The sequence below is a fragment of the Streptomyces sp. ML-6 genome, from assembly GCF_030116705.1.
In the GTDB taxonomy this organism is placed as follows: domain Bacteria; phylum Actinomycetota; class Actinomycetes; order Streptomycetales; family Streptomycetaceae; genus Streptomyces.
In genome coordinates, this window is the sequence record NZ_JAOTIK010000001.1 from 1,470,395 (window position 1) to 1,493,962 (window position 23,568).

Sequence of the window (23,568 nt, forward strand, 5' to 3'; positions counted from 1 at the left end):
ACGCTCGTGCGAGCGTGTCCGGCCGCGGTGCGTCGTACGGGTGGTTCAGGCCTTCCGTCTGGTGCCGCGGATCGAGGTCCACAGCATGTCGCCGACCCCGACGACGACCACGGCGCCGATCAGCTGGAACAGGTGGCGCATCCAGTCGATGCCCTTGGTTTCGTTCACACCGAGCCAGGTGGCGACCGCGTTGCCGAGGACGCTGCCGATGATGCCGAAGATGGTTGTCAGCCAGAGGGGGATGTTCTGTTTGCCGGGCAGGATCGCCTTCGCGATCAGACCGAGCACCAGCCCCACGATGATTGCCCACAGCCAGCCCATGTCGCCTCCTCGTGCGACGCGATGTCGCGCATGTCCCGCCCAGTGTCGGCCTGCGGGGCGCCGCCCGCACCTCGGGGGAGCCCGGACGTGCGGCACGGGCACCGGTATGCACGAACGGGGCGTGCCCCGGTCTCGAAGCCGTCGCGGGCCGGGCGTACCGTGGATGTGGTCCGGTCCGGGAGCGGCCGGTGCGGGAAATGAGGTGCCCCGGTCCGCCGGTGTCGGGGGAAGGGTGGAGACGTGATGCGGAAGCGGAGCGGCGACGAGGTCTTCCGGATCACGGGGGCCCGGCAGGGACTCGCGGACGATGTGCGCGGCAGGCAGCGGCGCTATGTGATCTCGATGTCCGTGCGGACGGTTTCGGTGATCCTGGCCGCCGTGCTGTGGAACGTCGAACGGTACGTCGCGATCGTGGCCCTGGTGCTCGGTGTCCTGCTCCCCTACGTGGCGGTGGTCATCGCCAACGCGGGGCGGGAGAACACCCCTTCGCTCCCCTCGACCTTCGTACCGACGCCGATGCGGCCGGTCCTCGACGCGGCGCCGGTGTCCGGCGGCACGGCCCCCGGCCCGAAAAGTGATGAAACGCCCCGTGGTGCCGGATCGGCGTGAGCCCGGCCGGGGCGGGTCTCACCGAATCCTCAAGAGAACCTCAGATCAATCATGAAGTTCCGGTGCACCGCACCCCGGTGTGCGTGACATACTGCGTAGGCGCTCCGCATCCCCCGTCGGAGCGACAGACCGACGCCGGGCAGCTCCCCCCGTGGCTGCTCGGCGTCGCTTTTCTCCGGCACGGGGTGACATGGACGGCCGGGGAACGGCGGTCCGGCGGCACCGCCTAGGGTTGAGTCCGTGAACTCCCCTGACACCGCGGCCGATGATGCCGCGCCCATCTGTTCCGCCAAGGGCTGCCGGGCCGACGCCGTGTGGGTGCTCGCCTGGAACAACCCGAAGCTGCACACCCCGGAGCGTCGCAAGACCTGGCTGGCCTGCGAGGAGCACCGGGAGCACCTCTCCTCGTTCCTCGGCGTCCGCGGTTTCCTCAAGGATGTGGTGACGCTGGCGGAGTGGGAGTCCGGCGGACCGGAATCGGGTGGCGCCCGGGGCTAGTTTCCCGCCCGCCGCACGGTCCGGGCGGGTGGCGCCGCTCCCGGCGGAGGGGTTATCCGCCGATCGCCGACATGGGCCGGTCCGGCTGGAGGAAAGAGGGGTCGTCCAGTCCCGATCCGGCTTTCTTCCCCCACATCGCCTCCGTCCAGATCCGGGCGATCTCCTCGTCGGGCGCGCCCGAGCGCAGGGCGCCGCGCAGGTCCGTCTCCTCCCGGGCGAAGAGGCAGGTGCGGACCTGTCCGTCGGCGGTGAGTCTGGTCCGGTCGCAGGCCCGGCAGAAGGGGCGGGTGACGGAGGCGATGACCCCGACCCGGTGCGGTCCGCCGTCGACGATCCAGCGCTCCGCGGGGGCGGAGCCGCGCTCCGTGGCGCCCTCCTCGGTGAGGGTGAAGCGGGTGCGCAGCGACTGGAGGATGTCACCCGCCGTGATCATGCCGTCGCGTTTCCAGCCGTGCTGGGCGTCGAGCGGCATCTGCTCGATGAAGCGGAGCTCGTAGTCGTGCTCGACGGCCCAGGCGAGCAGCTCGGGGGCCTCGTCGTCGTTGAGTCCCGGCATGAGGACGGTGTTGACCTTGACCGGGGCGAGTCCGGCGTCGCGGGCGGCTTCGAGGCCGGCCAGTACGTCGTGGAGGCGGTCGCGGCGGGTGAGCGCCTTGAAGGTCTCGGGGCGCAGGGTGTCCAGCGAGACGTTGACCCGGTCGAGTCCCGCCGCCCTGAGCGCGGCGGCGGTGCGCTTCAGTCCGATGCCGTTGGTGGTGAGCGACATCCTGGGGCGCGGGTCCAGGGCCGCGCACCGCTCGACGACGGAGACCAGGCCGGGGCGCAGCAGCGGCTCGCCGCCGGTGAACCGGACCTCGGTGATGCCCAGCCGGGTGACGGCGATGCGGATCAGCCGGACGATCTCGTCGTCGCTGAGCAGGTCGGGCTTGGCCAGCCACTGCAGGCCCTCCTCGGGCATGCAGTACGTGCATCGGAGGTTGCACCGGTCGGTCAGTGAGACGCGCAGGTCGGTGGCGACCCTGCCGTAGGTGTCGATGAGCATGTGACCCCCTCCCCCGGTGGCTTTCCGGTGCCGTTCCCGGGTGTCCGGGCGGCGGTTCCGGCCGGCTCCTCCGAGCCTACGCGAGAGCGGTGACATCGAGGGGGCCCGTAAGCCACGAGGAGCGGCACGGCCGTGTCGTAGGGTCCTACGACACGGCCGTGCGCGGTGTTCGTTCAGTGTGCTCCGACGCCGGTGAGGGACTTGACCTCCAGCTCGGCGTACTTGCCCTTGTCCGGTTCCTCCTTCGAGAGGAGGGAGCCGATCCAGCCGAGCAGGAAGCCCAGCGGGATGGAGATCAGGCCGGGGTTCTCCAGCGGGAACCAGGCGAAGTCGACGCCCTTGAACATCGAGGTCTTCGGGTTGCCGGAGACGACCGGTGAGAACAGCACCAGGATCACCGAGCTCGCCAGACCGCCGTAGATCGACCACAGTGCGCCCTGGGTGGTGAACCGTTTCCAGAAGAGGCTGTAGAGGATGGTCGGCAGGTTGGCGGAGGCGGCGACGGCGAAGGCCAGTGCCACGAGCCCGGCGACGTTCATGTCGCGGGCGAAGGCGCCCAGGACGATCGCGACCGCGCCGATGAGGACGGTGGCCCAGCGGGCGGCCCGCATCTCCTCCTTCTCGGTGGCCTTCCCCCCGCGGATGACGTTGGCGTAGATGTCGTGGGCGAAGGAGGACGAGGAGGCGAGGGTGAGCCCGGCGACGACGGCGAGGATGGTGGCGAAGGCGACGGCGGAGATCACGGCGAGCAGCACGGCGCCGCCGGTGGAGCCGACCCCGCCGAGGTATTCGGCGAGTTGCGGGGCTGCGGCGTTGCCGGCCGGGTTCTTGGCCTTGATCTCGGCCGGGCCGATCAGGGCCGCGGCGCCGAAGCCGAGCGCGATCGTCATCAGGTAGAACGCGCCGATGATGCCGATGGCCCAGTTGACGGACTTCCGGGCGGCCTTGGCGGTCGGCACCGTGTAGAAGCGGATCAGGATGTGCGGCAGGCCGGCGGTGCCGAGGACGAGTGCGATGCCGAGGGAGAGGAAGTCCAGCTTCGAAGTGCCGGTGACGCCGTACTTGAGGCCGGGTTCCAGGAATGCCGCTCCGTGGCCGCTCTTCGCGGCGGCCGTGCCCAGCAGGTCGGAGATGTTGAAGTCGAACTTCAGCAGCACCAGGAAGGTCATCAGCAGGGCGCCCGCGATCAGCAGGACGGCCTTCACCATCTGCACCCAGGTGGTGCCCTTCATGCCGCCGATGGTGACGTACACGATCATCAGTACGCCGACCAGGGAGACGATGAGGATCTTGCCGGCGTCGCTGGTGATGCCGAGGAGGAGGGCGACCAGGACGCCCGCGCCCGCCATCTGCGCCAGCAGGTAGAAGATCGAGACGACGATGGTGGAGACCCCGGCGGCGGTGCGGACCGGGCGCTGGCGCATCCGGTAGGCGAGGACGTCGCCCATCGTGTAGCGGCCCGAGTTGCGCAGTGGTTCGGCGACCAGCAGCAGGGCCACCAGCCAGGCGACGAGGAAGCCGATGGAGTACAGGAAGCCGTCGTAGCCGAAGAGGGCGATGGCGCCGGCGATGCCGAGGAACGAGGCCGCCGACATGTAGTCGCCGGAGACCGCGAGTCCGTTCTGGAAGGCGGTGAACTGGCGGCCGCCCGCGTAGAAGTCGGCGGCGCTCCTGGTCTGGCGTCCGGCCCAGACGGTGATGCCCAGGGTCGCGGCGACGAACACGGCGAAGAGCGTGATGATCAGCGGCCGGTGCTCGGTGGTGGACGAGGCGGCCAGCTGGAGGACGTGGTGCGAGGGGTACGCGGTGCTCATGCGTCGGCCTCCATGCGGGACTTGATCGCCTCGGCCTTCGGGTCGAGCTTCGCCGCGGCGTGGCGCGCGTAGAACCAGGCGATGAGGAAGGTGGTGGCGAACTGGGCGAGACCGAACACGAAGGCCACGTTGATGTTGCCGTACACCTTGGTGCCCATGAAGCCGCCCGCGTAGTTGGACAGCAGCACGTACAGCAGGTACCAGAGGACGAAGGCGACGGTCAGCGGGAAGGCGAACGAGCGGTGGGTGCGGCGCAGTTCGCCGAACTCCGCGCTCTCCTGCGTCTCGAGGAACGCCTCGGTCGTGGGCCGGGTGGGGCGGGTGTCCGTACTGCCCTCGGGCGGCGGCGGTGCATCGGTAGCCACGGAATCTCCTCGCGACGCGGGTGCGGTGGGGTGGGTGACGGTCGGTCTCATCGGGAAGGCCGGGTGCCGGGGTGCGAAGTCCCTTCCCGGCAGGGGCGGGAGCGCTCTCCCGGTCATGGGCACGGAGGGTGCCGCGGGGCGGTTCACCGCGTACGCGTACTTCTCCTGCCGCTTCCTGCCGCCGTCCGGTCGAATCCGTTACCACGAACTCATTGATGAGCGGGGATGATCAGCGATAACTTCACACGTCATGTACGCGACCGGCCACATCCGTGCCGGTCGCCCGGCACGGATGATGTGGAGACCCCATGGCTCAGCTGGGATCCAGACGGACGCGCGCACTGACATTGCCCGTCGGGCTGGCCCTCACCGCCTCGCTCGGCTTCCTCCCCGCGGGTGCCGCCTCCGCCGCACCGGTGGACGCGCAGCCCTCGGCGACGGTGTCGACGGACGGCCCGAAGCTCTCCTACGTGGTCAACACGCGGGGCAACCACGGCACGGTCAAGCAGGTGAAGAAGGCGATAGTCCGGGCCGGTGGCACGGTGGTGGTCGCCTACGAGCAGATCGGCGTCATCGTCGCCCACTCGCAGAACCCGGACTTCGCGAAGACGATCCGCCGGGTCAAGGGCGTGGATTCGGCGGGGGCCACCCGCACCAACCCCATCGTCCCGCAGGCCACCACGGACACCGGGGACGAGCAGCCGCTCACCGCCGCCCAGGCGAAGGGCGCGGCGGCGCGGGCGACGGCGGGCCAGGACCCGATGGAGCCCCTGCAGTGGGACCTGCCCGCCATCAAGGCGGACCAGGCGCACAAGAAGACGCTGGGCAGCAGCAAGGTCACGGTCGCGGTCATCGACACGGGCGTCGACGACACCCACCCGGACCTGGCGCCGAACTTCGACCGCGGGGCCTCGGCGAGCTGTGTCTCCGGGGCACCGGACACCACGGACGGCGCCTGGCGCCCGAAGGCCGGCGAGAGCGACCACGGCACGCACGTGGCGGGCACCATCGCCGCCGCGAAGAACGGCGTCGGCGTGACGGGCGTGGCGCCGGGGGTGAAGGTCGCCGGCATCAAGGTGGCGAACCCGGACGGCTTCTTCTACACCGAGTCGATCGTCTGCAGCTTCGTCTGGGCCGCCGAGCACGGGGTCGACGTCACCAACAACAGCTATTACACCGACCCGTGGATGTTCAACTGCAAGGAGGACGAGGACCAGGGCGCCCTGGTCGAGGCCGTCGCCCGGGCCACGCGGTACGCGGAGCGCAAGGGCGCGGTCAACGTAGCCTCGGCCGGCAACAGCGCCTTCGACCTGGCCTCCGACGCGATCGAGGACACGACCAGCCCGAACGACACCGAGGCGGTCACCCGCACGATCGACCCGAGCGAGTGCCTCGACATCCCGGCGATGCTGCCGGGCGTGGTGACGGTCTCCGCGACCGGTGCCAAGGGCCTGAAGTCCTCGTACTCGAACTACGGGAACGGCGTCATCGACGTGGCGGCCCCGGGCGGTGACTCCACGGTCTACCAGACGCCCGCCCCGCCGGCCACGAGCGGTCTGATCCTGTCCACGCTGCCGGGCGGCAAGTACGGCTACAAGGCCGGTACGTCGATGGCCTCCCCGCACGTCGCGGGTGTCGCGGCCCTGATCAAGTCGAAGCACCCGTACGCGCCGGCGGCCGCGGTGAAGGCGCTGCTGCTCGCGCAGGCCGACGCCACCGCGTGCGGCGAGCCGTACGACATCGACGGCGACGGCACGATCGACGCCGTCTGCGAGGGCGGCAAGAACCGCAACGGCTTCTACGGCGCCGGTGTGGTGAACGCGCTGAACGCGGTCCGCTGGTAGCGGGAAGCGGCACGAGGGGGAGGGTCCGGGGTCTTCGACCGGGCCCTCCCGCCGTTCACCGGGGCCCGGAGCCCTTCCCCCGTGGTGGCACCCGGTGCCATAGTGCGGGGATGAACCAGGTACGTGCATCCGGCATCGAACAGGCGTGGGCGGCGCTGGGCGGCGATCCCGCGCTGCTCGCCCGCATCGGGACGGCCGGTCGCGGCGGGGCGCTCCCCGCGCGGCTGCCCGTCATGGAGCTGGCCCGGTCCACCGTGGCGGTCTGCTCGCTGGCCGCCGCCGAACTGGCCGCCCGCCGGACCGGTGGCCCGGTGCCCCGGGTCCGGATCGACGACGGCGCGGTGGCGACGGCGTTCACCGGTGAGCGTCATCTGCGGATCGACGGGCGGGCGGCGACCACCTTCGCCCCGTTGTCCAGGTTCTGGCGCTCGGCGGACGGCTGGGTCCGTACGCATGCCAACTACCCGCATCACCGGGTCCGGTTGCTGGCCACGCTGGGGCTGCCCGGGGACACCCCGGACGACGTCGCGGTGGCGGCGGTGGCCGCCTCGTTCGCCGGGCGCCGGAGCGAGGAGATCGAGCGGACGGTGTACGCGGCGGGCGGCCTGGCCGTGGCCGCCCGCACCCCGGCGCAGTGGGCGGCCGACCCGCAGGGCGCCGCCCTGGCGGGCACGCCGCTGGTGGCCGGGAAACGGCTCGACGACGCGCCGGTGCGCCGGACGGCGGCGCCCGGCGGCGAACCGGTGCTGCCCGCCGCCGGGTTGCGCGTACTGGACCTCACCCGGGTCATCGCCGGGCCCGTCGCCACCCGGACCCTGGCGCTGCTCGGCGCGGACGTGCTGCGGATCGACTCGCCGAGGCTGCCGGAGAGTCCGGACGCGCACGGCGACACCGGTTTCGGGAAGCGGTCGGCGGACCTGGACCTCGACCGCCCTTCCGGCCGGGCCGCTCTCGACGCGTTGCTGGACGAGGCGGACGTGGTCGTGGTCGGGTACCGGCCGGGGGCGCTGGACCGGTTCGGGCTGACGCCCCGGTCCCTGGCCGCGCGCAGGCCGGGGCTGGTCGTCGGACGGTTGTCGGCCTGGGGGTTTGCCGGCCCGTGGGCGGAGCGGCGCGGCTTCGACAGTCTGGTGCAGGTGGCCACGGGCATCGCCTCGGTCCAGGCCGGCCCGGAGGGCACGCCGGGTGCGCTGCCCGCGCAGGCGCTGGACCACGGCACCGGCTATCTGCTGGCCGCCGCCGTGCTGCGGGCCCTGACCGAGCAACACGACGAGGGCGGCTCCCGGCTGGTCACGCTCTCGCTGGCCCGTACCGCCGCCTGGCTGCTCGACGAACTGCCCGCCCCGGCCCCGGAAGGCCCCGACTCCGGCGCCGACGGGGCTCACGATTCGTACGACCCGGAGAAGTGGCTCACGGAGACGGACGGTCCGCTGGGCCGGCTGCGGCACGCGCTGCCGGCGGTCGCCTTCGACGGCTCCCCCGCGAACTGGTCGCGCCCGCCCGGCCCGCTGGGGGCGGACCGTCCGGACTGGCTCGCGGCCCGGTGAGCGCCCTAGCCCCGGGGCCCGTCCGCCGTGGTGCGGCCCGCCCGCTCCGGGGCGGGGGCGAGTGCCCCGGTGGTCAGCAGGTACTGCGCCGCGAGGTAGGTGAGCATGACCCAGAAGTCGGGGGCGGGCAGCTGCGGCCAGTCGGCGATCCCGGTGGCGATCAGCCCGTCGGAGAGCAGGAACAGCCCTCCGCCGACGGCCGCCCGCGTACCGAGGGCGCCGGCCCGGCACGCCATCGCCGTGAGCAGCATGCTGTAGCCGGCCATCGGCACCCGCAGGTCCGCGGGCAGCCCGTTCCAGAGCAGCGCGACGAAGACGGTCAGGGCCACCGCGTACCCGAGCGCGGCCACCGGTGAGCTGTGGGCCCGCCCGAAGAGCCACAGGTAGCAGACGTGGCCGACGGCGAAGGAGCCCATCCCGACCAGGAAGGCCGGGTCGGAGTCGAGCAGCAGGAAGGTGTCGCCGCCCCAGCCGAACAGCAGCGCCGCGACGAGCAGCCGGGGCCCGCGCCGGGCGAGGGCGTACCCCGCCAGCAGCGGCATCAGCAGGGGTTTCGCGATCTGGTGGGCGAGCTCGATCCCGGCGAGCACGCCGATGAGGTCGACGGCGCAGGCCCCGAGGAACGCGAGGAGCAGCGGGCGCACGAGGCGGTCCCGGCGGCCCGCGCCGGCCTCGGCGTCGGCGTTCGTCCGGTCCGTGCTGCGGGGGTCCCGGCCGGGGGCGGTGTTCGTCCGGCGGTCCCGGTCGGCTTCGGCGCTCATCCGGCGCGCTCCTCGGTGGGAAGGGTCATGGGCGTGGTCGCGGGGGCGGCAGGGGTGGCGGGGGCCGTGGGGGCCGCCGCCGACTGCCAGCCGGGCCCGCGGAAGATCCGCCCGGCGCGCTCGCTCCAACTGCTCGCCGCCCGTACGTCACGGGCGATGGCGACGTACTCGTGGGTGGCGACCCGCAGGGGGTTGAACGTGTCGATGTTCTTGGTGAGGCCGAAGACGGGGCGCTCCGTCTCGGCCGTGAAGGACCCGAAGAGCCGGTCCCAGACGATCAGGATGCCGCCGAAGTTCCGGTCCAGGTAGCCGCCCTGCGACGCGTGGTGCACCCGGTGGTGGGAGGGCGTGTTCAGCACGTACTCGAAGGGCCTGGGCAGCTTGTCGACGCGCTCGGTGTGCACCCAGAACTGGTAGACGAGGTTGGCCGACGAGCAGAAGGCGAGCGCGGCCGGGTGGACCCCGCAGGCGATCATCGGCAGGTAGAACGGCCAGACGGTCAGCGAGGTCCAGGGCTGGCGCAGCGCGGTGGAGAGGTTGAACTTCCGGCTGGAGTGGTGGACCACGTGGCAGGCCCAGAGGATCCGGATGACGTGGTGACCGCGGTGCGACCAGTAGTAGAAGAAGTCCTGCGCGAGCAGCATCAGCAGCACGGTCCACCACAGCACGGGGACGCGCAGCGGGGTCAGTTCGTAGACGGCGGTGTAGATCGCGACGACGGGCACTTTCCACAACAGGTCGAAGGCCAGGCTGCCCAGCCCCATGCTGATGCTGGTGACGGTGTCCTTCGTCTCGTACCCGGCGGCCTCCTCGTCGGGGTGGAAGTGGTGGAGGGCCATTTCCAGGACGGTGAGCAGGACGAAGGCCGGTATGGACCAGAGCACTACATCGGGCAGGTTCGTCGGCATGGCAGCACCGTAGGGCCGCGGGCGGGCCGGGACCAGACGTTGTTACCAACAAGTATGCAAGACACGTTGTCAGCAGTCTTTGGTGACTTCCACCAATGCGCTCGTCGTACGATCCCTGTGATCTGAGCCGTCCCGGGGAGGAAATGTCGTGCAGGGTCTGGAAGTTGCGCTGGTCCGGCTGGCGACGACGGTCATCGGCACGGTGGCCAGGTCACTGGTCGCGCCGCGGCCGGGAGCGGGCCTGGTCGGGGACCCGGTGCGCCCGCTCCCCCGCCCGGCGAAACCGGACCGGCTGGCGAAGGTGCTCGGCGGACGGCTGACGGAGTCGTACGCCGGGCTGCCCGAGCACGAGCGGCTGGCCGCCGTGGAGGCGGTGCGGGACACCTTCGCGGCGACGGGCGAGCTGACGGCGGACCGGCTGTTCGCCGTCGGCCTGGAGCCCGAGCGGCTGCGCGCCGCACTGTCGGCACCTGCGGCGGGCCTCTCGGAGCGTGCGGCCGAGCTGTACGAGGAGCTGCTCGGCCGGTGCTGCGCGCATGCCGTGGAGCAGCTGACCGCCCATCCGTCGTTCGCGGCCCGGGCCGCCGTGGAGCAGACCCGCGCGACGGAGCGGACCCGGGAGCTGGTGGCGGAGGTGCAGGCGCGGGTGGGCCCGCGCCCGGACGCGGCGGCGTCGGCCTTCGAGCAGCGGTACGCGGAGTTCGTGGCCGCGGCCCACGGCCGGATGGGGCTGTTCGGGCTGACGCTGGGCCGGTCGGCGGCCGAGTGGCCGCTGGAGACGGCCTACATCAGCCTGACGGTGAGCGGGAGCGGTGCCCGGCAGGGCGGGCCGGAGCATCCGGCCACGGTGACGGTCTCCGTCGAGCAGGCGCTGTCGGGGACGGACCGGCTGCTGCTGCGGGGCCCGGCCGGGTCGGGCAAGAGCACGCTGGTGCAGTGGCTCGCGGTGAACGCCGCCCGCCGTACGTTCGGCACCGGCCTGGCGGACTGGAACCGCTGTGTGCCGTTCGTCCTGCGGCTGCGCGCGTTCACCGCGCACGGGGCCCTGCCCACGCCCGAGGAGTTCCTGCGCGCGGCCGGGGTGCCGCTGCACGGCGCGGCGCCCGCCGGCTGGGCGGACCGGCTGCTGACCGAGGGCCGGGCGCTGGTCCTGGTCGACGGGGTGGACGAGGTCCCGACGCGGCTGCGCAACCGGACCGAGCGCTGGCTCAAGGACCTGATCACGGCCTACCCGCGGGCCCGTTACGTGGTGACGACCCGCCCGTCCGCGGTGCCGGAGAGCTGGCTGTCCGGCTCCGGCTTCGAGGCGCACTCGCTGCTGCCGATGAACCAGAGGGACATCCGCTCGTTCATCGACCACTGGCACGCGGCGGCCCGCTCCGAGTGCGACGGCCCCGAGGAGCGCGAGCAACTGGACGTGTACGAGGCCTCGCTGCGGCGCGCGGTGGGCATGCGCCGCGACCTGGCGCGGCTCGCGACGAATCCGCTGATGTGCGCCCTGCTGTGCGCGCTCAACCGGGACCGCAGGATGCAGCTCCCGCGCGCCCGGAAGGAGTTGTACGACGCGGCGCTGGACATGCTGCTGGTGCGCCGGGACACGGAGCGCGAGATCACCGGGGTCGAGGGCGTGGACCTGACCCGCGAGGAGCAGACGGCGCTGCTCCAGCGGCTGGCGTACTGGCTGATCCGCAACGGCCAGGTGGAGGCGGACCGCGACGAGGCAGGGGCGATGGTCGCCGAGTGGCTGACGGCGATGCCCCAGGTGCGGGGGACGCCGGAGCAGGTGTTCGCGCACCTGCTGATAAGGAGCGGTCTGCTGCGCGAACCCGCCCCGGGCGCGGTGGGGTTCGTGCACCGGACCTTCCAGGACTACCTGGGCGCGAAGGCCGCGGTGGAGGCCCGTGACTTCGGCGTCCTGGCCAAGCACGCGCACGACGACCAGTGGCACGACGTGGTCCAGATGGCGGTGGGCCACGCCCGACCCGACGAACGGGCCCGGCTGCTGCGGCGGTTGCTCAAGCGCGCGGACCAGACCCGCAAGCACCGGCACCGGCTCGTGCTGCTCGCGGCGGCGAGTCTGGAACACGCGCCGGAACTGGACCCGGCGGTGCGTGCCGAGGTCCAGGAGCGGACGGCGGAGCTGCTGCCGCCGCGCGGCAGGGCGGAGGCGGAGGCGCTGGCCGAGGTCGGCGAACTGGTGCTGGAACTGCTGCCGGGGCCAAAGGAGGTGGAGGACGAGTACGCGGCGGGGGACGTGGTGCTGACAGCCGCACTCATCGGCGGCGAGGCCGCGTACGAGGTGGTCAAGAGCTACCGGGACGACGAGCGGGAGTGGGTGGCGGCCCAGCTGACCAACGCGTGGGGGGCGTTCGACACCGATGACTACGCCCGGGAGGTGCTTGCGGCGCAGACCTGGGCCGAAGTCAGCGTCTCCGTGGCGAACTCCGATGAGCTGGCGGCCCTGCGGTATGTGCCCGAGGCCCGGGGGATTCGCTTGGAGGGTGACCACCCGGACCTGTCCCCGCTGGTCCGGCGCCATGGACTGGAGAGGCTCTTCGTCTTCGACAACAAAGCACTGACCGATGTCTCCCCGCTGGCCTCGATGCGATCGCTCACGGAAGTGGGGCTCAGTCTGTGTCCCGAAGTCCGCGATCTGAGCCCGCTGTCGGACCTTCCGCTCACCTGGTTGTCCCTGAACCAACTGCATCCCGATGTGCCGGTGGAGCAGCTGGAGCCCTTCACGGAGGTCCGCGACCTGCACCTGGGCCACCGCTTCGCCGTCGACAGCATCGGCGAACTGGCGCTGAGCAGCCGGCTCAGGTCACTCTCCCTGATCAGGGATGCCCGCGAACTGAGCCTGGACGGGGTCGAGCAGTGGACCGAGCTGGAAGACCTCCGCGTCGAAAGTCTCTCGCAGCTTCAGTACGTGTGCCGGACCCCGTTCTTCCGTCGCCTCCGTCGGCTCACCCTCGGGTTGCTGGATGACCTGGAACTGGCCCGGCTCGCCGGTCTGACCACCCTGCCCACCCTCGTGCTCATCTCCTGCCGCCTGCGGCACGGACTGGAACCGCTGCGGGAACTGCCCGCGCTGACTCGACTCCAGCTGCACGCCCGGCCCGGGAACGGCCCCTACGACCTGACCCCCCTGGCCGACCTCGACAACCTCACGATCCACATGGGCAGCCAGACGGTGGCCACCGGCACCGAGCTCTTCCCGCCCGAGCGGATCGTACGGCTCGGCTGAAGGGACCGGAGCGCTCACACCCCCGCCGCCCCCAGCAGCTGCCCCGCCCCGTAGGTGACCGCCATCGCCAGCGCTCCCCCGCCCATGTTCCGCAGCACCGCGGGCCCGGCCGCCGCCTCGCCCAGGCGGGCGCTCCACCAGCCCGTCAGGGCGAGGGCGGCGAGCACCGACAGCACGGTCACCGGCAGCCGCAGCGTCGTCGGGGGCAGCACGATCGCCAGCAGCGGCAGCAGTGCGCCGACCGTGAACGCCAGGAAGCTGGCGCCCGCCGCGTGCCACGGGTTCGTCAGTTCGTCCGGGTCGATGCCCAGCTCGACCGCCGCGTGGGCGCGCAGCGCGTCGCGTTCGGTGAGCTGGACGGCGGCCTCGCGGGCGACCTCGCGGCTCAGCCCCTTGCCCTCCAGCAGGCCGGTCAGCTCCTCGAGTTCCTCCTCCGGGGCCTCCATCAGCTCCTGCTTCTCCGTCGCCAGCGCGGCCATCTCCGAATCGCGCTGGGTGGAGACCGACACGTACTCGCCCGCCGCCATCGACATGGACCCGGCCAGCAGTCCCGCCAGGCCGGCCGTGAGCAGGGTGCCGCGGTCCGCGGTGGCACCGGCCACGCCGACGACCAGGCCCGCGGTGGAGACCACCCCGTCGTTGGCGCCGAGGACGGCGGCGCGCAGCCAGTTCAGCCGGGTGCCGAGCCCGTTGCCGTGCGGTTCGTGGTGCGTCCGGGAATCCGTCACCCGGGGATGGTCTCACCCCGCCCCCTCACAGACGTGCGGAAACACCAGGGTGTACGGGAAACCGGGGACGGCCGGAGGAGGGGGTCCGGGAACGGCCGGAACAGGAGACTCCGGAGCCGGCCGGAAGAGAGGAGTCCGGGGACGGCCGGAATAGGAGACTGTCAGTCGCGGCCCGTATTCTCTGTGACCATGCTCGACGACCGCCAGACCGCAGCACCATGGCCGACCTCCTACCCACCGGGGTACGCGGTCGTCGACGTGGAGACCACCGGGCTCGCCCGGGACGACCGGATAGTGTCCGCCGCCGTCTACCGTCTGGACGCCCGGGGCGACGTCGAGGACCACTGGTACACCCTCGTCAACCCGGAGCGTGATCCCGGTCCGGTCTGGATCCACGGCCTGACCAGCGACGTCCTCGAAGGCGCCCCGCTCTTCCCGGAGATCGCCGCCCAGCTGTCCGAGCGGCTCACGGGCCGCGTCCTGGTCGCGCACAACGCGGCCTTCGACTGGTCGATGCTGGCCCGGGAGTACGCGCGGGCCTCGGTCCTCGCCCCCGTCCAGCAGCGGCTGTGCACCATCGCGCTCTCCAAGGAGCTGCGGCTCCCGCTGCCCAACCACAAGCTGGAGTCGCTGGCCGCGCACTTCGGGGTCGTGCAACAGCGCGCCCACCACGCGCTGGACGACGCCCGGGTCCTGGCCGAGGCGTTCCGGCCGAGCCTGCACGCGGCGGCGCGGGGCGGGGTGCGGCTGCCGCTGCTGGAGTGCCGGCCCCTGACCGAGTGGTCGGACTCCCCGGTCACCCCGCGGTCCGGCCCCCGGTCCTCGTACGGCCAGAGCTCCTGGCGGGCCCCGCGCAAGCGCCCGGCGTGCCCGTATCCGAACCCGGGGCGGTACGAGAAGGACAAGCCGCTCAAGCAGGGGATGCGGGTGGCGTTCTCCGGCGACACCTCCATCGACCGCGAGCTGCTGGAGGACCGGGCCGTGGAGGCCGGGCTGCACGTGGCGACCAGTGTGTCCCGGCTCACCAGCCTGCTGGTGACCAACGACCCGGACTCGGCGACGTCGAAGACGGTGAAGGCCAAGTCGTTCGGCACCCCGATCCTGGACGAGAGCGCCTTCACCCATCTGCTGCGCGACGTGGCCCCCGCGACGGTGCGGCCGGCCGCGCCGTCATCGGAGTGAACCGGCGGCGACTCGCCCGCCCACCGCTCGCCCGCCGGTGCCCTCGCGTCCGACCCTGTGGCGCATGGCACGTTGCGAGGTTTGCGGAAACGACTACGGCATGTCCTTCGAGGTGCACGCGCAGGGCGCGGTGCACGTCTTCGACTGCTTTTCCTGCGCCATCCACCGCATGGCGCCCATCTGTGAGCACTGCCGGGTCCAGATCATCGGCCAGGGCGTCGAGGTCGAGGGGCACTGGTTCTGCGGCGGTCACTGCGCCCGCGCCGAGGGGAAGGTGGGCATCATCGACAAGGTCTGACCGCCGGCCGCCGCACTTCCTCCCCCTGCACCACCCGCCCCCGGCACGATGCACCCCACCCCTGCGCGATGCACCCCACGACCCCGGTTGTACCGTCGTGGGGTGTACCGCTTCCTGTTGACCCGGCAGTGGCTTCTCCTCGCCCTCCTCGCCCTCGTCCTGATTCCCACGATGGTCGAGCTGGGTTTCTGGCAGTTCCACCGGCATGAGCACAGGGTCGAACAGAACGCCCTGATCTCCCGCAACCTCAAGGCGAAGCCGGTCCCGGTCGCCTCGCTCACCTCCCCGGGTCACACGGTGCCGCGCTCCGACTACTGGCGGACGGTGACGGCCACCGGCACGTACGACCCCGAGCACCAGGTGGTCGTGCGCCGCAGGACCTCCTCCGACGACCGGGTCGGCTTCCACGTGCTGATCCCGCTCGACCTCAAGGGCGGCGGCACGGTCCTGGTCAACCGCGGCTGGGTGCCCGCCGCCGCGAGCCAGCGCGACTTCCCCGACGTGCCGCCCGTGCCCCGGGGCGAGGTGACCGTCACCGGACGGCTCAAGGCCGACGAGACGACGGACGCCAGCGGCATCAAGAACATCTCGGACCTGCCGGACCGCCAGGTGATGCTGATCAGCAGCGCCCAGGAGGCCGAGCGGCTCTCCCGTCCGGTGCTCGGCGGCTACATCGAGCAGACCGCACCCGAGCCGGTCGACGGCTCCCCGGAGCTGATCGGCTCCCCCGACTCCGGTTCGATCGGCCCGCACATGGCGTACGCCGTGCAGTGGTGGCTGTTCGCCGCCGCTGTCCCGGTCGGGTACGTGGTCCTCGCCCGCCGGGAGAAGCGCGACCGGGCCCAGGCGGCGGCCGAGGAGGCGTCCGGCTCCGACCCGGAGGAGCCCGGCAGGCCCGGGAAGCCGGAGCCCGCGACGGCCTGACGCCGGGTCCGCGGGCGGGGAGAGGGCGCCACCGGGCGGGGCGGTCCGCCACCGGGCGACCCGCGTGCCGGTGTTGCTTAACGGGGCCCCGGCCCGGGAACACGCCAGAACGTGACCCCACGCATCGAGGACTACGCCCTCATCGGCGATCTCCAGACGGCCGCCCTGGTCGGCAGGAACGGTTCCGTCGACTGGCTCTGTCTGCCCCGCTTCGACTCGGGTGCCTGCTTCGCCGCCCTGCTCGGCGACGAGGAGAACGGCCACTGGCGGATCGCCCCGAAGGGGGCGGAGAACTGCACCCGGCGCGGCTACATGGGCGACTCCCTCGTCCTGGAGACGGTCTGGGAGACCCGTACCGGCACGGTCAAGGTCGTCGACTTCATGCCGCAGCGCGACCGGGAACCCGATGTCATGCGGATCGTCGAGGGCGTCAGCGGCAGCGTCGACATGAGTTCGGTGCTCCGGCTGCGCTTCGACTTCGGCTCCGTCGTGCCGTGGGTGCGCCGCTCGCAGGGGCACCGGGTGGCGGTCGCGGGACCGGACTCGGTCTGGCTGCGCAGCGAACCGCCGGTCAAGACCTGGGGCCAGCAGTTCTCCACCTGCTCGTCGTTCACCGTCGCGGCGGGCGAGAAGGTGGCGTTCGTCCTGACCTGGCACCCCTCGCACTCGCCCCGCCCCGACCTCGTCGACCCGCACCTGGCCCTGGAGACCACCCTGTCCGACTGGGCCGAGTGGTCCTCGCGGTGCAGGTACCGGGGCCCGTACCGGGAGGCGGTGATCCGTTCGCTGATCACGCTGAAGGCGCTCACCTTCGCGCCGACCGGCGGCATCGTCGCGGCCCCCACCACCTCGCTGCCGGAGGAGATCGGCGGCGTACGGAACTGGGACTACCGCTTCTGCTGGCTGCGGGACTCCACGCTGACCCTCGACGCCCTGGTCTCGGCCGGGTACCTGGAGGAGGCCGCGGCCTGGCGGGACTGGCTGTTGCGGGCGGTCGCCGGCGACCCCGCCGACCTCCAGATCATGTACGGCCTCGCGGGCGAGCGGCGGCTGCCCGAGGCGGAGCTGCCATGGCTGCGCGGGTACGAGAACTCCACCCCGGTCCGGATCGGCAACGCGGCGGTCCGCCAGCGTCAGCTCGACGTCTACGGCGAGGTCATCGACTCCCTGCGGCTCGCGCGCGAGGCGGGCCTGGACGACAAGCCGCACGCCTGGAACCTCCAGCTGAGCCTGCTCGGCTTCCTGGAGTCCACCTGGCGCGAGCCGGACGAGGGACTCTGGGAGATCCGCGGCCGGCGCCGCCACTTCGTGCACTCCAAGGTCATGTCCTGGGTCGCCGCGGACCGTGCCGTGCGCACCCTGGAGGAGAACCCCTCGCTGGCCGGGGACGCCGACCGGTGGCGGGCCATGCGGGACGCCGTGCACCGGGAGGTGTGCGAGAAGGGGTTCGACCCGGTGCGGAACACCTTCACCCAGTCCTACGGCTCCCGGGAGCTGGACGCCGCGACGCTGCTGATCGCCCGCACCGGGTTCCTGCCGCCGGACGACCCCCGGGTGATCGGGACGGTCGACGCGGTCCGGGCCGAGCTGGGCAGCGGCTGCCTGGTCCGCCGCTACAGCACGGACGGCTTCTCGGTCGACGGGCTGCCCGGTACCGAAGGGGCCTTCCTGGCCTGCTCGTTCTGGCTGGCCGACGCCCTGCGCCTGACCGGGCGCGCCGAGGAGGCGGAGGAAATCTTCCGGCAGCTGCTGGCGCTCCGCAACGACGTGGGGCTGCTCGCCGAGGAGTACGACACCGGCAAGCGGCGGCAACTCGGCAACTTCCCGCAGGCGTTCAGCCACATCGGCCTGGTGGGCACCGCCATGGCGCTGGCCGGGCAGGGCACCCTGGAGACCGACACGGCAGGATAGGGCCATGGATCTTGGACTGAAGGACCGTGTGTACATCGTCACCGGGGCGACCCGCGGGCTGGGCAACGCCACCGCCGCGGCACTGGCCGCCGACGGCGCACGGGTGATCATCACCGGGCGGGACGAGAAGCGCGTCGAGAAGGCCGCCGCCGAGCTGGGGCCGGACGCGCTCGGCCTCGTCGCCGACAACGCCGACCCCGAGTCCGCCCGGCGTCTGGTGGACGCGGCGCACGAGCGGTTCGGGCGGCTCGACGGCATCCTCATCAGCGTCGGCGGGCCCGCGCCCGGTTTCGTCGCCGACAACACCGACGAGCAGTGGCGGTCGGCCTTCGAGTCGGTGTTCCTGGGCGCGGTGCGGCTGGCCAGGACCACGGCGGCCGCGCTCGGCGAGGGCGGGGTCATCGGCTTCGTGCTCTCCGGTTCCGTGCACGAGCCGATCGCCGGGCTGACCATCTCCAACGGGCTGCGCCCCGGTCTGGCGGGCTTCGCCAAGTCCCTGGCCGACGAGCTGGGGCCCCGGGGCATCCGGGTGGTGGGGGTGCTGCCGGCCCGGATCGACACGGACCGGGTCCGCGAACTGGACGCGCTCTCGGGCGACGCGGAGGCCTCCCGCGCCGCCAACGAGGCGCGCATCCCGCTGCGGCGCTACGGCACGCCGGAGGAGTTCGGGCGGACCGCGGCGTTCCTGCTGTCGCCGGCGGCCTCGTACCTGACGGGCATCATGGTGCCGGTCGACGGCGGTTACCGGCACGGTTTCTGAGCGGTTCCCGAACGGTTTCCGGGCCCGGTTCGGTTCCTGGTTCCGTTCCTGGTTCCGTTTTCCGTTCCCGGCGTCCGGGCCGCGACCGTCCGGCGTCCGGCGGCCGGGTGGCGTCCGGGCTCCCGCAGCACGCCCACGGGCATGCTGCGGGAGAGTGCCCGGGCCCGGCCCGGGGCCGTCAGCTCACCCGCTCCGCCCGGTGCCCGACCGCCCTCAGCCGTACCTCGGCCGGCAGTTCGGCCAGTCCCGCCGATTCCCGCGCGTGGGCCAGCGCCTCGTCGGTGAGGCGGCCGAGCGTCTCGTCGGGTGCCGCGTGCGGCTCCATCCGCAGCCGGATCCGGACGCGCGGCGCGGAGCGCCGGCCGGTCAGCGCGACCCGGGCACGGGCCACCCCGTCCAGGTTCCCCGCCTCGTCGGCGAGCACCCCTTCCAGGGCCCGGCCCCGCAGTCGGGCCCCCTCGCCGTCGCCGCTGTCCACCAGCACCTCGGCGAGCCGGGCGCGGCGCAGCTGGGCCAGGAACCACCACAGGGCCAGGACGACCATGACGGCCAGGGCCGCGATGACCGTCGGCCACCACCAGCCCTGGTCCCGCCAGCGTTCCCGGTCGGCCGCGCTGAGCAGCACGTCCGTCCTGCCGTACCAGGGCCACCAGGACGGCACGGAGAGGCCGAGCCCGGCGGCGAGCACCGCACCGCCGACGCAGAGCAGCACCAGTCCGGCCAGGCCGAGCAGTACCCGGTTGACGGTCCCGAGCAACGGGCTCACCCCTTCTTCGTGGGTCGGCGGACATGCACGGACAGACTCGGCGGCCGGGCCAGCCCCAGTTCCCCGACGGCGTCCTCGAGCACGGTGTCCAGGTCGGCCCGTACGTCGTCGAGTTCCCGGAAGTGCGACACGGCGCGCACCACCGCCCGGCTGCGGCCCGCCCGGACCCGTACCGACTGCACCCCGGCCACCTCGACGGCGCGGTCGCGCAGGACCAGGGCGGCCGCGGACCGGTCGAGGGCGGCCCGGACGCCGGGGCGGTCTCGGCGCATCGGCAGCAGGGCGCGCAGTCCGGGGGTGAGGGCCAGCACGAGCAGCCAGAGGCCGATCAGCACGGCGAGGGCGGCGAGGGCGAGGACCCAGGTGTTCTCCAGCGGGCGGGCGGCCAGTTCACCGGCCAGCTCCCGGCGCCACCGCATCGCCTGGCGGTCGGCCCGTACCGCCGCCACGTCGTAGAGCAGCAGGGCGGCGGCGCCGAGGACCAGCAGGGCGAGGACCGCCGCGGGGATGCGGCGCGCGGACCAGAAGCGGCCCGCCCGGGGGCCGCCGTGCCGCCGGGCGGGTGCCGGGCCCGGTGCGAGGGACGAGGAGGACCGGTCGGGTGCGAGCACGTCCCCGTGCCCGGTGGGGCCGGTGGCGGGCAGCGGCCGCGTCCCGTGCTCCGGTTCCAGGGGTTCGCTCATCGGGTCCTCACCCCTGTCCCGGCGCCCGCTCCGACCGGATGCAGTCGTTCGACCTGTACGGCCACCTCGGGCACGTCCATCCCCGCCAGCTCCCTCACCCGCTCGGCGACCCGGCGGCGCACCCCGCCGCACTGGCGGCCGATGTCGGAGGGGTAGCGGAGTTCCAGGCTCACCCGTACCCGGGCGACGTCCCGGTGCACCGTGACCGTGGCGCGCGGGGCGCCGCCCTCCTCCGGCGGTTCCTCGATCGCCTCCTTCGCCGCCTGGGCGGCGATCTTCGCGACCACCCGGTCGGCGATCCGGGTCTCCCCGCGTTCACCGGCGGCGATCTTGCGGCTCACCCCCGACACCGTCGTCACCGGCGTCGGTCGCCGCGCTCGCGACTCCGGAAGAAGTCGCCGGGTTCCAGGTCGCCCTCCACGAAGCGGCCGGCGACGAAGCCGACCGCCCCCAACGCGGCCACCAGCAGGAAGGCCCCGAATCCGCCGAAGTACCCGGCGAATCCGAGCGCCATGCCGGCCACCATGCCGATCACAGCCATGCTCATCGTGTGCTCCTCGCCTGCCTCGTGCCCAAGACCTACTGGAGCCGCGGTTCGGGCTGCTCGTCGTCGACCTCGTCGGGCAGCTTCACGTCGCTCACCGCGATGTTGACCTCGACGACCTCCAGACCGGTCATCCGCTCGACCGCCGCGACCACGTTCTCCCGCACGTCGCGGGCGACGTCGGCGATCGAGACGCCGTAGTCGACGACGATCTCCAGGTCGAGGGCGGTCTGGGACTCGCCGACCTCCGCCTTCACCCCGCGGGTGACGGCCTTGCCCCCGCCCCCGCCGGGCACCCGGTCGCGCACCGCGCCGAACGTGCGCGACAGGCCGCTGCCCATCGCGTGGACGCCGACCACGTCACGGGCCGCCATTCCCGCGATCTTCTCGACCACGCCATCGGCGATGGTGGTGCGGCCGCGGGTGGCGGGGGCTCCCCCGCCACGCTTGACGAGCGGACTCGATTCCCGGTCGGAGCTCTCGGGCCGGTTCCGCTGTGTGGTGTCGGTCATCGCCACTCTTCCCTTCGGGATGATTCGCCCCTCTTTGCCCACATTAGGCGGGGTTGCCGCGTCCTGCGCCGTGAATACGGCAGGCTGGGGGGATGACGACGGGTGAGGGCCCGCAGCGGGCGGGCGAATGGGCGGCGGCGGTCAGGCAGAGGCTCGGCCTCGGACGGCTGCTCCCGCTGGGCGGTCCGGCCGACGGGGCCTGGATCGCCGAGCGGGCGGCGGTCGCGGTGCTGCGCGGGGCGGTGGCGGGGCAGGAGCCGGGCGCGCTGCTCGGGCGGCTCAGGATCGCGGTGGCCGCTCCGGATTCGGCCCCGGAACCGGAGGTGGAACCGCCGCCGAGCGCCCTGCCGCCGGGGCCGTTGCGGATCGAGGCGGCCATGTCGGCCCTGTCCGGCCGGCCGCTGCCGACCGCCGCCGACGCACTGCGTTCGGCCCTGTTCACGGCGGCCGGGGACCGGCTGGGCCTGGTGGTGGCGGAGGTGGACGTACGGGTGACGGAGCTGCTGGACGCACCGCCCGAACGGACGCCTCCCGCACCGCCCGAGGTGCACGGGGCGCGGGCGACGGAGGACGCGGGGCGGGCCGCCGCCGGGGTTCCGGGCGTGGTGGCGCTGACCCGGGCGCTGGGACACCCGGTGCACACGGGCCCGGGGCGGGTGCGGATCGAGCTGGCGACGGACCCCGCGCACCGGGCGCTCGACGTGGCGCGCGCCGTGCGGGGCGCGGTGACGGACGCGGTGGAGGGGCGCCCCTCGGTCGCGGTGCTGATCACCGCAGTGGTGGAACGCGACCGGGTGACGGGACTCGACTGAACGGGGGCCGGGCGGGACCGGTGCGCCTCCCGCCGACGGCGGCCCGGGCGTTCGCGGGCGCCCGGAACCCGTGGGCGGGACCGGACCGGCCGGTTCCGCCCACGGGGCCGCGAGCGCCCGGGATCAGTCGGTGATGCCCGCCAGGTCGCGCAGCCGGCGGCCCTGCGCGGCGCGTTCGGCGGCGCGCTGTTCCTCGTAGCCGCGCGAGACCGCACCGCGCAGCAGCGCCTTGGTCTCCACGACCGCGTCGCGCGGGGCGGCCAGCAGCGCGCCGGCCAGGTCGCGGGCCGCGCCGTCCAGCTCGTCGGCGGGGACCACGAGGTTGGCCAGGCCGGTGCGTTCGGCCTCCTCGGCGTGGACGAAGCGGCCCGTGGCACAGATCTCGAGCGCGCGGGCGTACCCCACCAGGTGCACCAGGGGGTGCGTGCCGGTGAGGTCGGGGACCAGTCCGAGACTGGTCTCACGCATGGCGAACTGCACGTCCTCGGCGACGATCCGCAGATCGCAGGCGAGGGCCAGCTGGAAACCGGCACCGATCGCGTGCCCCTGGACGGCCGCGATCGACACGATGTCGTTGCGGCGCCACCAGGTGAACGCCTCCTGGTACTCGGCGATGATCGCGTCGAGCTCGTCCTGCGGGCCGCGCGCCATGTCGAGGAAGGACGGCTCGCCGTCGAATCCCTCGGGGGTGAACGCCTGCCGGTCGAGGCCGGCGGAGAACGACTTGCCCTCGCCGCGGAGCACGACGACCCGCACGCTGCCGGGCAGTGCCCGTCCGGCTTCCGTCAACGCCCGCCACAGAGCGGGAGACTGGGCGTTGCGCCTGGCCGGGTTGGTGAGGGTCACCATGGCGACCGCGTCGTCGACGGTGAGTCGTACGCCGTCCTTGTCGAGTACGGGGTCGAGCGAGGTCATGGGGCGCCTCCGGGTCCGTTCAGTCAGCACGTGGAGCTAAGTGACTGAACAGTAACCACCCGGTCGACCGGGTGGTCGACCGGGTGGCCACCGTCGGGAACGGTGAACCTCGGGACAGCCGCACGACCCGTCCCGACCGCCGGTGGCCGTCAGGCCGTGGCGGCCTTCTTGCCCCGTGTCGCTCCGCCGCGTCCCCGCAGCGTGACTCCGGACTCGCTGAGCATCCGGTGGACGAATCCGTAGGAGCGGCCGGTTTCCTCGGCCAGCGCCCGGATGCTCGCACCGGAGTCGTACTTCTTCTTCAGGTCTGCCGCGAGCTTGTCGCGCGCGGCGCCGGTCACCCGGCTGCCCTTCTTCAGAGTCTCGGCCACCCGTGCCTCCTCATGGGAAGTGCGCTCTGGACTCTCATGATCACCCCTCGGCAGCTTCCTGGCCACCCATTCGGCAAGGTCCGTGCAACCGGATTGCCGCCCGGGGAACGGGATCGGGCCTCCGGAATCCGTTGTTCCGTGGGGCTGCGGGGGCGGGTGGGGCGGGGTGCGGGGCGAATCAGCAGGTCAGGGCCGCACGGGTTTTCCGG

The 23,568-nt window shown here is 72.8% G+C and carries 25 protein-coding genes; 11 read left to right on the forward strand and 14 right to left on the reverse strand.

Going from position 1 to position 23,568, the window contains the following annotated elements:
* Positions 1–45: 45 nt before the first annotated feature.
* Positions 46–321, reverse strand: coding sequence for a GlsB/YeaQ/YmgE family stress response membrane protein (locus OCT49_RS06485; protein WP_283850930.1), 276 nt, complete (start codon positions 319–321; stop codon positions 46–48).
* Between the two features lie 243 nt (positions 322–564).
* Here OCT49_RS06485 and OCT49_RS06490 point away from each other — a divergent pair, with 243 nt between their 5' ends.
* Both OCT49_RS06490 and OCT49_RS06495 read left to right on the forward strand, forming a co-directional pair.
* A complete protein-coding gene (locus OCT49_RS06490) occupies positions 565–930 on the forward strand; it encodes a DUF3099 domain-containing protein (protein WP_283850931.1) in 366 nt (121 codons plus the stop codon).
* Positions 931–1,170: 240 nt separating this feature from the next.
* Positions 1,171–1,428: a hypothetical protein gene (locus OCT49_RS06495; RefSeq protein WP_283850932.1), complete on the forward strand. Its 258-nt coding sequence runs from the start codon at positions 1,171–1,173 to the stop codon at positions 1,426–1,428.
* A gap of 52 nt (positions 1,429–1,480) precedes the next feature.
* Here the strand turns inward: OCT49_RS06495 and moaA are convergent, their stop codons facing one another.
* The 3 genes from moaA to OCT49_RS06510 form a co-directional block, all read right to left on the reverse strand.
* Positions 1,481–2,470, reverse strand: coding sequence for a GTP 3',8-cyclase MoaA (gene moaA, locus OCT49_RS06500; protein WP_283850933.1), 990 nt, complete (start codon positions 2,468–2,470; stop codon positions 1,481–1,483).
* 173 nt (positions 2,471–2,643) lie between these two features.
* Positions 2,644–4,284 carry a monocarboxylic acid transporter gene (locus OCT49_RS06505; RefSeq protein WP_283850934.1) on the reverse strand — a complete coding sequence of 547 codons (1,641 nt, stop codon included), beginning with the start codon at positions 4,282–4,284 and terminating at the stop codon, positions 2,644–2,646.
* Positions 4,281–4,649 carry a DUF485 domain-containing protein gene (locus OCT49_RS06510; protein ID WP_283850935.1) on the reverse strand — a complete coding sequence of 123 codons (369 nt, stop codon included), beginning with the start codon at positions 4,647–4,649 and terminating at the stop codon, positions 4,281–4,283. Before OCT49_RS06510 ends, OCT49_RS06505 begins: the two co-directional genes overlap by 4 nt.
* 308 nt (positions 4,650–4,957) lie before the next feature.
* On the opposite strand from OCT49_RS06510, the gene OCT49_RS06515 reads away from it, so the two are divergent.
* Together OCT49_RS06515 and OCT49_RS06520 are read left to right on the forward strand one after the other, a co-directional pair.
* A complete protein-coding gene (locus tag OCT49_RS06515; RefSeq protein ID WP_283850936.1) occupies positions 4,958–6,493 on the forward strand; it encodes a S8 family peptidase in 1,536 nt (511 codons plus the stop codon).
* A gap of 110 nt (positions 6,494–6,603) precedes the next feature.
* Complete coding sequence (locus OCT49_RS06520; RefSeq protein WP_283850937.1) at positions 6,604–8,040, forward strand: CoA transferase; 1,437 nt, start codon at positions 6,604–6,606, stop codon at positions 8,038–8,040.
* 5 nt (positions 8,041–8,045) lie between these two features.
* Here the strand turns inward: OCT49_RS06520 and OCT49_RS06525 are convergent, their stop codons facing one another.
* Together OCT49_RS06525 and OCT49_RS06530 are read right to left on the reverse strand one after the other, a co-directional pair.
* On the reverse strand, positions 8,046–8,801 hold the full coding sequence (locus OCT49_RS06525) for a lysoplasmalogenase (protein ID WP_283850938.1): 756 nt from the start codon (positions 8,799–8,801) through the stop codon (positions 8,046–8,048).
* Entirely contained in the window at positions 8,798–9,709 is a 912-nt protein-coding gene (locus OCT49_RS06530; protein ID WP_283850939.1) for a sterol desaturase family protein, read from the reverse strand. Before OCT49_RS06530 ends, OCT49_RS06525 begins: the two co-directional genes overlap by 4 nt.
* 148 nt (positions 9,710–9,857) lie before the next feature.
* On the opposite strand from OCT49_RS06530, the gene OCT49_RS06535 reads away from it, so the two are divergent.
* Positions 9,858–12,953, forward strand: a complete 3,096-nt coding sequence (locus tag OCT49_RS06535) for an NACHT domain-containing protein (RefSeq protein WP_283850940.1) — start codon at positions 9,858–9,860, stop codon at positions 12,951–12,953.
* Positions 12,954–12,967: 14 nt separating this feature from the next.
* On the opposite strand, the gene OCT49_RS06540 is transcribed toward OCT49_RS06535, so the two are convergent.
* Positions 12,968–13,681 carry a VIT1/CCC1 transporter family protein gene (locus OCT49_RS06540; protein ID WP_283850941.1) on the reverse strand — a complete coding sequence of 238 codons (714 nt, stop codon included), beginning with the start codon at positions 13,679–13,681 and terminating at the stop codon, positions 12,968–12,970.
* 183 nt (positions 13,682–13,864) lie between these two features.
* Between OCT49_RS06540 and OCT49_RS06545 the strand changes: the two genes are divergently transcribed.
* The 5 genes from OCT49_RS06545 to OCT49_RS06565 all read left to right on the forward strand — a co-directional run bounded on the left by OCT49_RS06545 (position 13,865) and on the right by OCT49_RS06565 (position 18,756).
* On the forward strand, positions 13,865–14,863 hold the full coding sequence (locus OCT49_RS06545; RefSeq protein ID WP_283850942.1) for a DEDDh family exonuclease: 999 nt from the start codon (positions 13,865–13,867) through the stop codon (positions 14,861–14,863).
* Positions 14,864–14,927: 64 nt separating this feature from the next.
* Positions 14,928–15,161: a metallothionein gene (locus OCT49_RS06550; RefSeq protein WP_078532401.1), complete on the forward strand. Its 234-nt coding sequence runs from the start codon at positions 14,928–14,930 to the stop codon at positions 15,159–15,161.
* A gap of 102 nt (positions 15,162–15,263) precedes the next feature.
* The gene (locus OCT49_RS06555; RefSeq protein WP_283850943.1) at positions 15,264–16,085 is read left to right on the forward strand and encodes an SURF1 family cytochrome oxidase biogenesis protein; all 822 of its coding nucleotides are present in this window, start codon (positions 15,264–15,266) and stop codon (positions 16,083–16,085) included.
* A gap of 111 nt (positions 16,086–16,196) precedes the next feature.
* A complete protein-coding gene (locus OCT49_RS06560; RefSeq protein ID WP_283850944.1) occupies positions 16,197–17,996 on the forward strand; it encodes a glycoside hydrolase family 15 protein in 1,800 nt (599 codons plus the stop codon).
* Positions 17,997–18,000: 4 nt separating this feature from the next.
* Positions 18,001–18,756: an SDR family oxidoreductase gene (locus OCT49_RS06565; RefSeq protein ID WP_283850945.1), complete on the forward strand. Its 756-nt coding sequence runs from the start codon at positions 18,001–18,003 to the stop codon at positions 18,754–18,756.
* A 178-nt stretch (positions 18,757–18,934) separates the two neighbouring features.
* On the opposite strand, the gene amaP is transcribed toward OCT49_RS06565, so the two are convergent.
* Genes amaP through OCT49_RS06590 form a run of 5 tightly spaced genes read right to left on the reverse strand, consistent with a single transcriptional unit; the run spans position 18,935 to position 21,261 of the window.
* Positions 18,935–19,513, reverse strand: coding sequence for an alkaline shock response membrane anchor protein AmaP (amaP, locus tag OCT49_RS06570; RefSeq protein WP_502963449.1), 579 nt, complete (start codon positions 19,511–19,513; stop codon positions 18,935–18,937).
* Positions 19,514–19,518: 5 nt separating this feature from the next.
* Positions 19,519–20,205: a DUF6286 domain-containing protein gene (locus OCT49_RS06575; protein WP_283850947.1), complete on the reverse strand. Its 687-nt coding sequence runs from the start codon at positions 20,203–20,205 to the stop codon at positions 19,519–19,521.
* Positions 20,202–20,564: a hypothetical protein gene (locus tag OCT49_RS06580; protein ID WP_391730204.1), complete on the reverse strand. Its 363-nt coding sequence runs from the start codon at positions 20,562–20,564 to the stop codon at positions 20,202–20,204. Before OCT49_RS06580 ends, OCT49_RS06575 begins: the two co-directional genes overlap by 4 nt.
* Complete coding sequence (locus OCT49_RS06585) at positions 20,561–20,752, reverse strand: hypothetical protein (protein WP_283850948.1); 192 nt, start codon at positions 20,750–20,752, stop codon at positions 20,561–20,563. Before OCT49_RS06585 ends, OCT49_RS06580 begins: the two co-directional genes overlap by 4 nt.
* 32 nt (positions 20,753–20,784) lie before the next feature.
* The gene (locus OCT49_RS06590; RefSeq protein ID WP_283850949.1) at positions 20,785–21,261 is read right to left on the reverse strand and encodes an Asp23/Gls24 family envelope stress response protein; all 477 of its coding nucleotides are present in this window, start codon (positions 21,259–21,261) and stop codon (positions 20,785–20,787) included.
* A 92-nt stretch (positions 21,262–21,353) separates the two neighbouring features.
* Here OCT49_RS06590 and OCT49_RS06595 point away from each other — a divergent pair, with 92 nt between their 5' ends.
* The gene (locus OCT49_RS06595) at positions 21,354–22,073 is read left to right on the forward strand and encodes a hypothetical protein (protein WP_283850950.1); all 720 of its coding nucleotides are present in this window, start codon (positions 21,354–21,356) and stop codon (positions 22,071–22,073) included.
* A 123-nt stretch (positions 22,074–22,196) separates the two neighbouring features.
* Here OCT49_RS06595 and OCT49_RS06600 read toward each other — a convergent pair whose 3' ends face one another.
* Positions 22,197–22,988 (reverse strand): enoyl-CoA hydratase/isomerase family protein, encoded by a 792-nt coding sequence (locus OCT49_RS06600; protein WP_283850951.1) that lies wholly within the window; start codon positions 22,986–22,988, stop codon positions 22,197–22,199.
* A gap of 149 nt (positions 22,989–23,137) precedes the next feature.
* Entirely contained in the window at positions 23,138–23,359 is a 222-nt protein-coding gene (locus OCT49_RS06605; RefSeq protein ID WP_018518904.1) for a helix-turn-helix domain-containing protein, read from the reverse strand.
* Between the last annotated feature and the right edge of the window lie 209 nt (positions 23,360–23,568).

Coding starts and splice junctions, on each gene's coding strand:
- OCT49_RS06490 (WP_283850931.1), top strand. CDS start 565: ATGCGGAAGCGGAGCGGCGACGAGGTCTTCCGGATCACGGGGGCCCGG.
- OCT49_RS06515 (WP_283850936.1), top strand. CDS start 4,958: ATGGCTCAGCTGGGATCCAGACGGACGCGCGCACTGACATTGCCCGTC.
- OCT49_RS06550 (WP_078532401.1), top strand. CDS start 14,928: ATGGCACGTTGCGAGGTTTGCGGAAACGACTACGGCATGTCCTTCGAG.
- OCT49_RS06505 (WP_283850934.1), bottom strand. CDS start 4,284: ATGAGCACCGCGTACCCCTCGCACCACGTCCTCCAGCTGGCCGCCTCG.
- OCT49_RS06590 (WP_283850949.1), bottom strand. CDS start 21,261: ATGACCGACACCACACAGCGGAACCGGCCCGAGAGCTCCGACCGGGAA.
- OCT49_RS06530 (WP_283850939.1), bottom strand. CDS start 9,709: ATGCCGACGAACCTGCCCGATGTAGTGCTCTGGTCCATACCGGCCTTC.
- OCT49_RS06595 (WP_283850950.1), top strand. CDS start 21,354: ATGACGACGGGTGAGGGCCCGCAGCGGGCGGGCGAATGGGCGGCGGCG.
- OCT49_RS06575 (WP_283850947.1), bottom strand. CDS start 20,205: ATGAGCGAACCCCTGGAACCGGAGCACGGGACGCGGCCGCTGCCCGCC.
- OCT49_RS06520 (WP_283850937.1), top strand. CDS start 6,604: ATGAACCAGGTACGTGCATCCGGCATCGAACAGGCGTGGGCGGCGCTG.
- OCT49_RS06585 (WP_283850948.1), bottom strand. CDS start 20,752: ATGAGCATGGCTGTGATCGGCATGGTGGCCGGCATGGCGCTCGGATTC.
- OCT49_RS06600 (WP_283850951.1), bottom strand. CDS start 22,988: ATGACCTCGCTCGACCCCGTACTCGACAAGGACGGCGTACGACTCACC.
- OCT49_RS06565 (WP_283850945.1), top strand. CDS start 18,001: ATGGATCTTGGACTGAAGGACCGTGTGTACATCGTCACCGGGGCGACC.
- OCT49_RS06525 (WP_283850938.1), bottom strand. CDS start 8,801: ATGAGCGCCGAAGCCGACCGGGACCGCCGGACGAACACCGCCCCCGGC.
- moaA (WP_283850933.1), bottom strand. CDS start 2,470: ATGCTCATCGACACCTACGGCAGGGTCGCCACCGACCTGCGCGTCTCA.
- OCT49_RS06485 (WP_283850930.1), bottom strand. CDS start 321: ATGGGCTGGCTGTGGGCAATCATCGTGGGGCTGGTGCTCGGTCTGATC.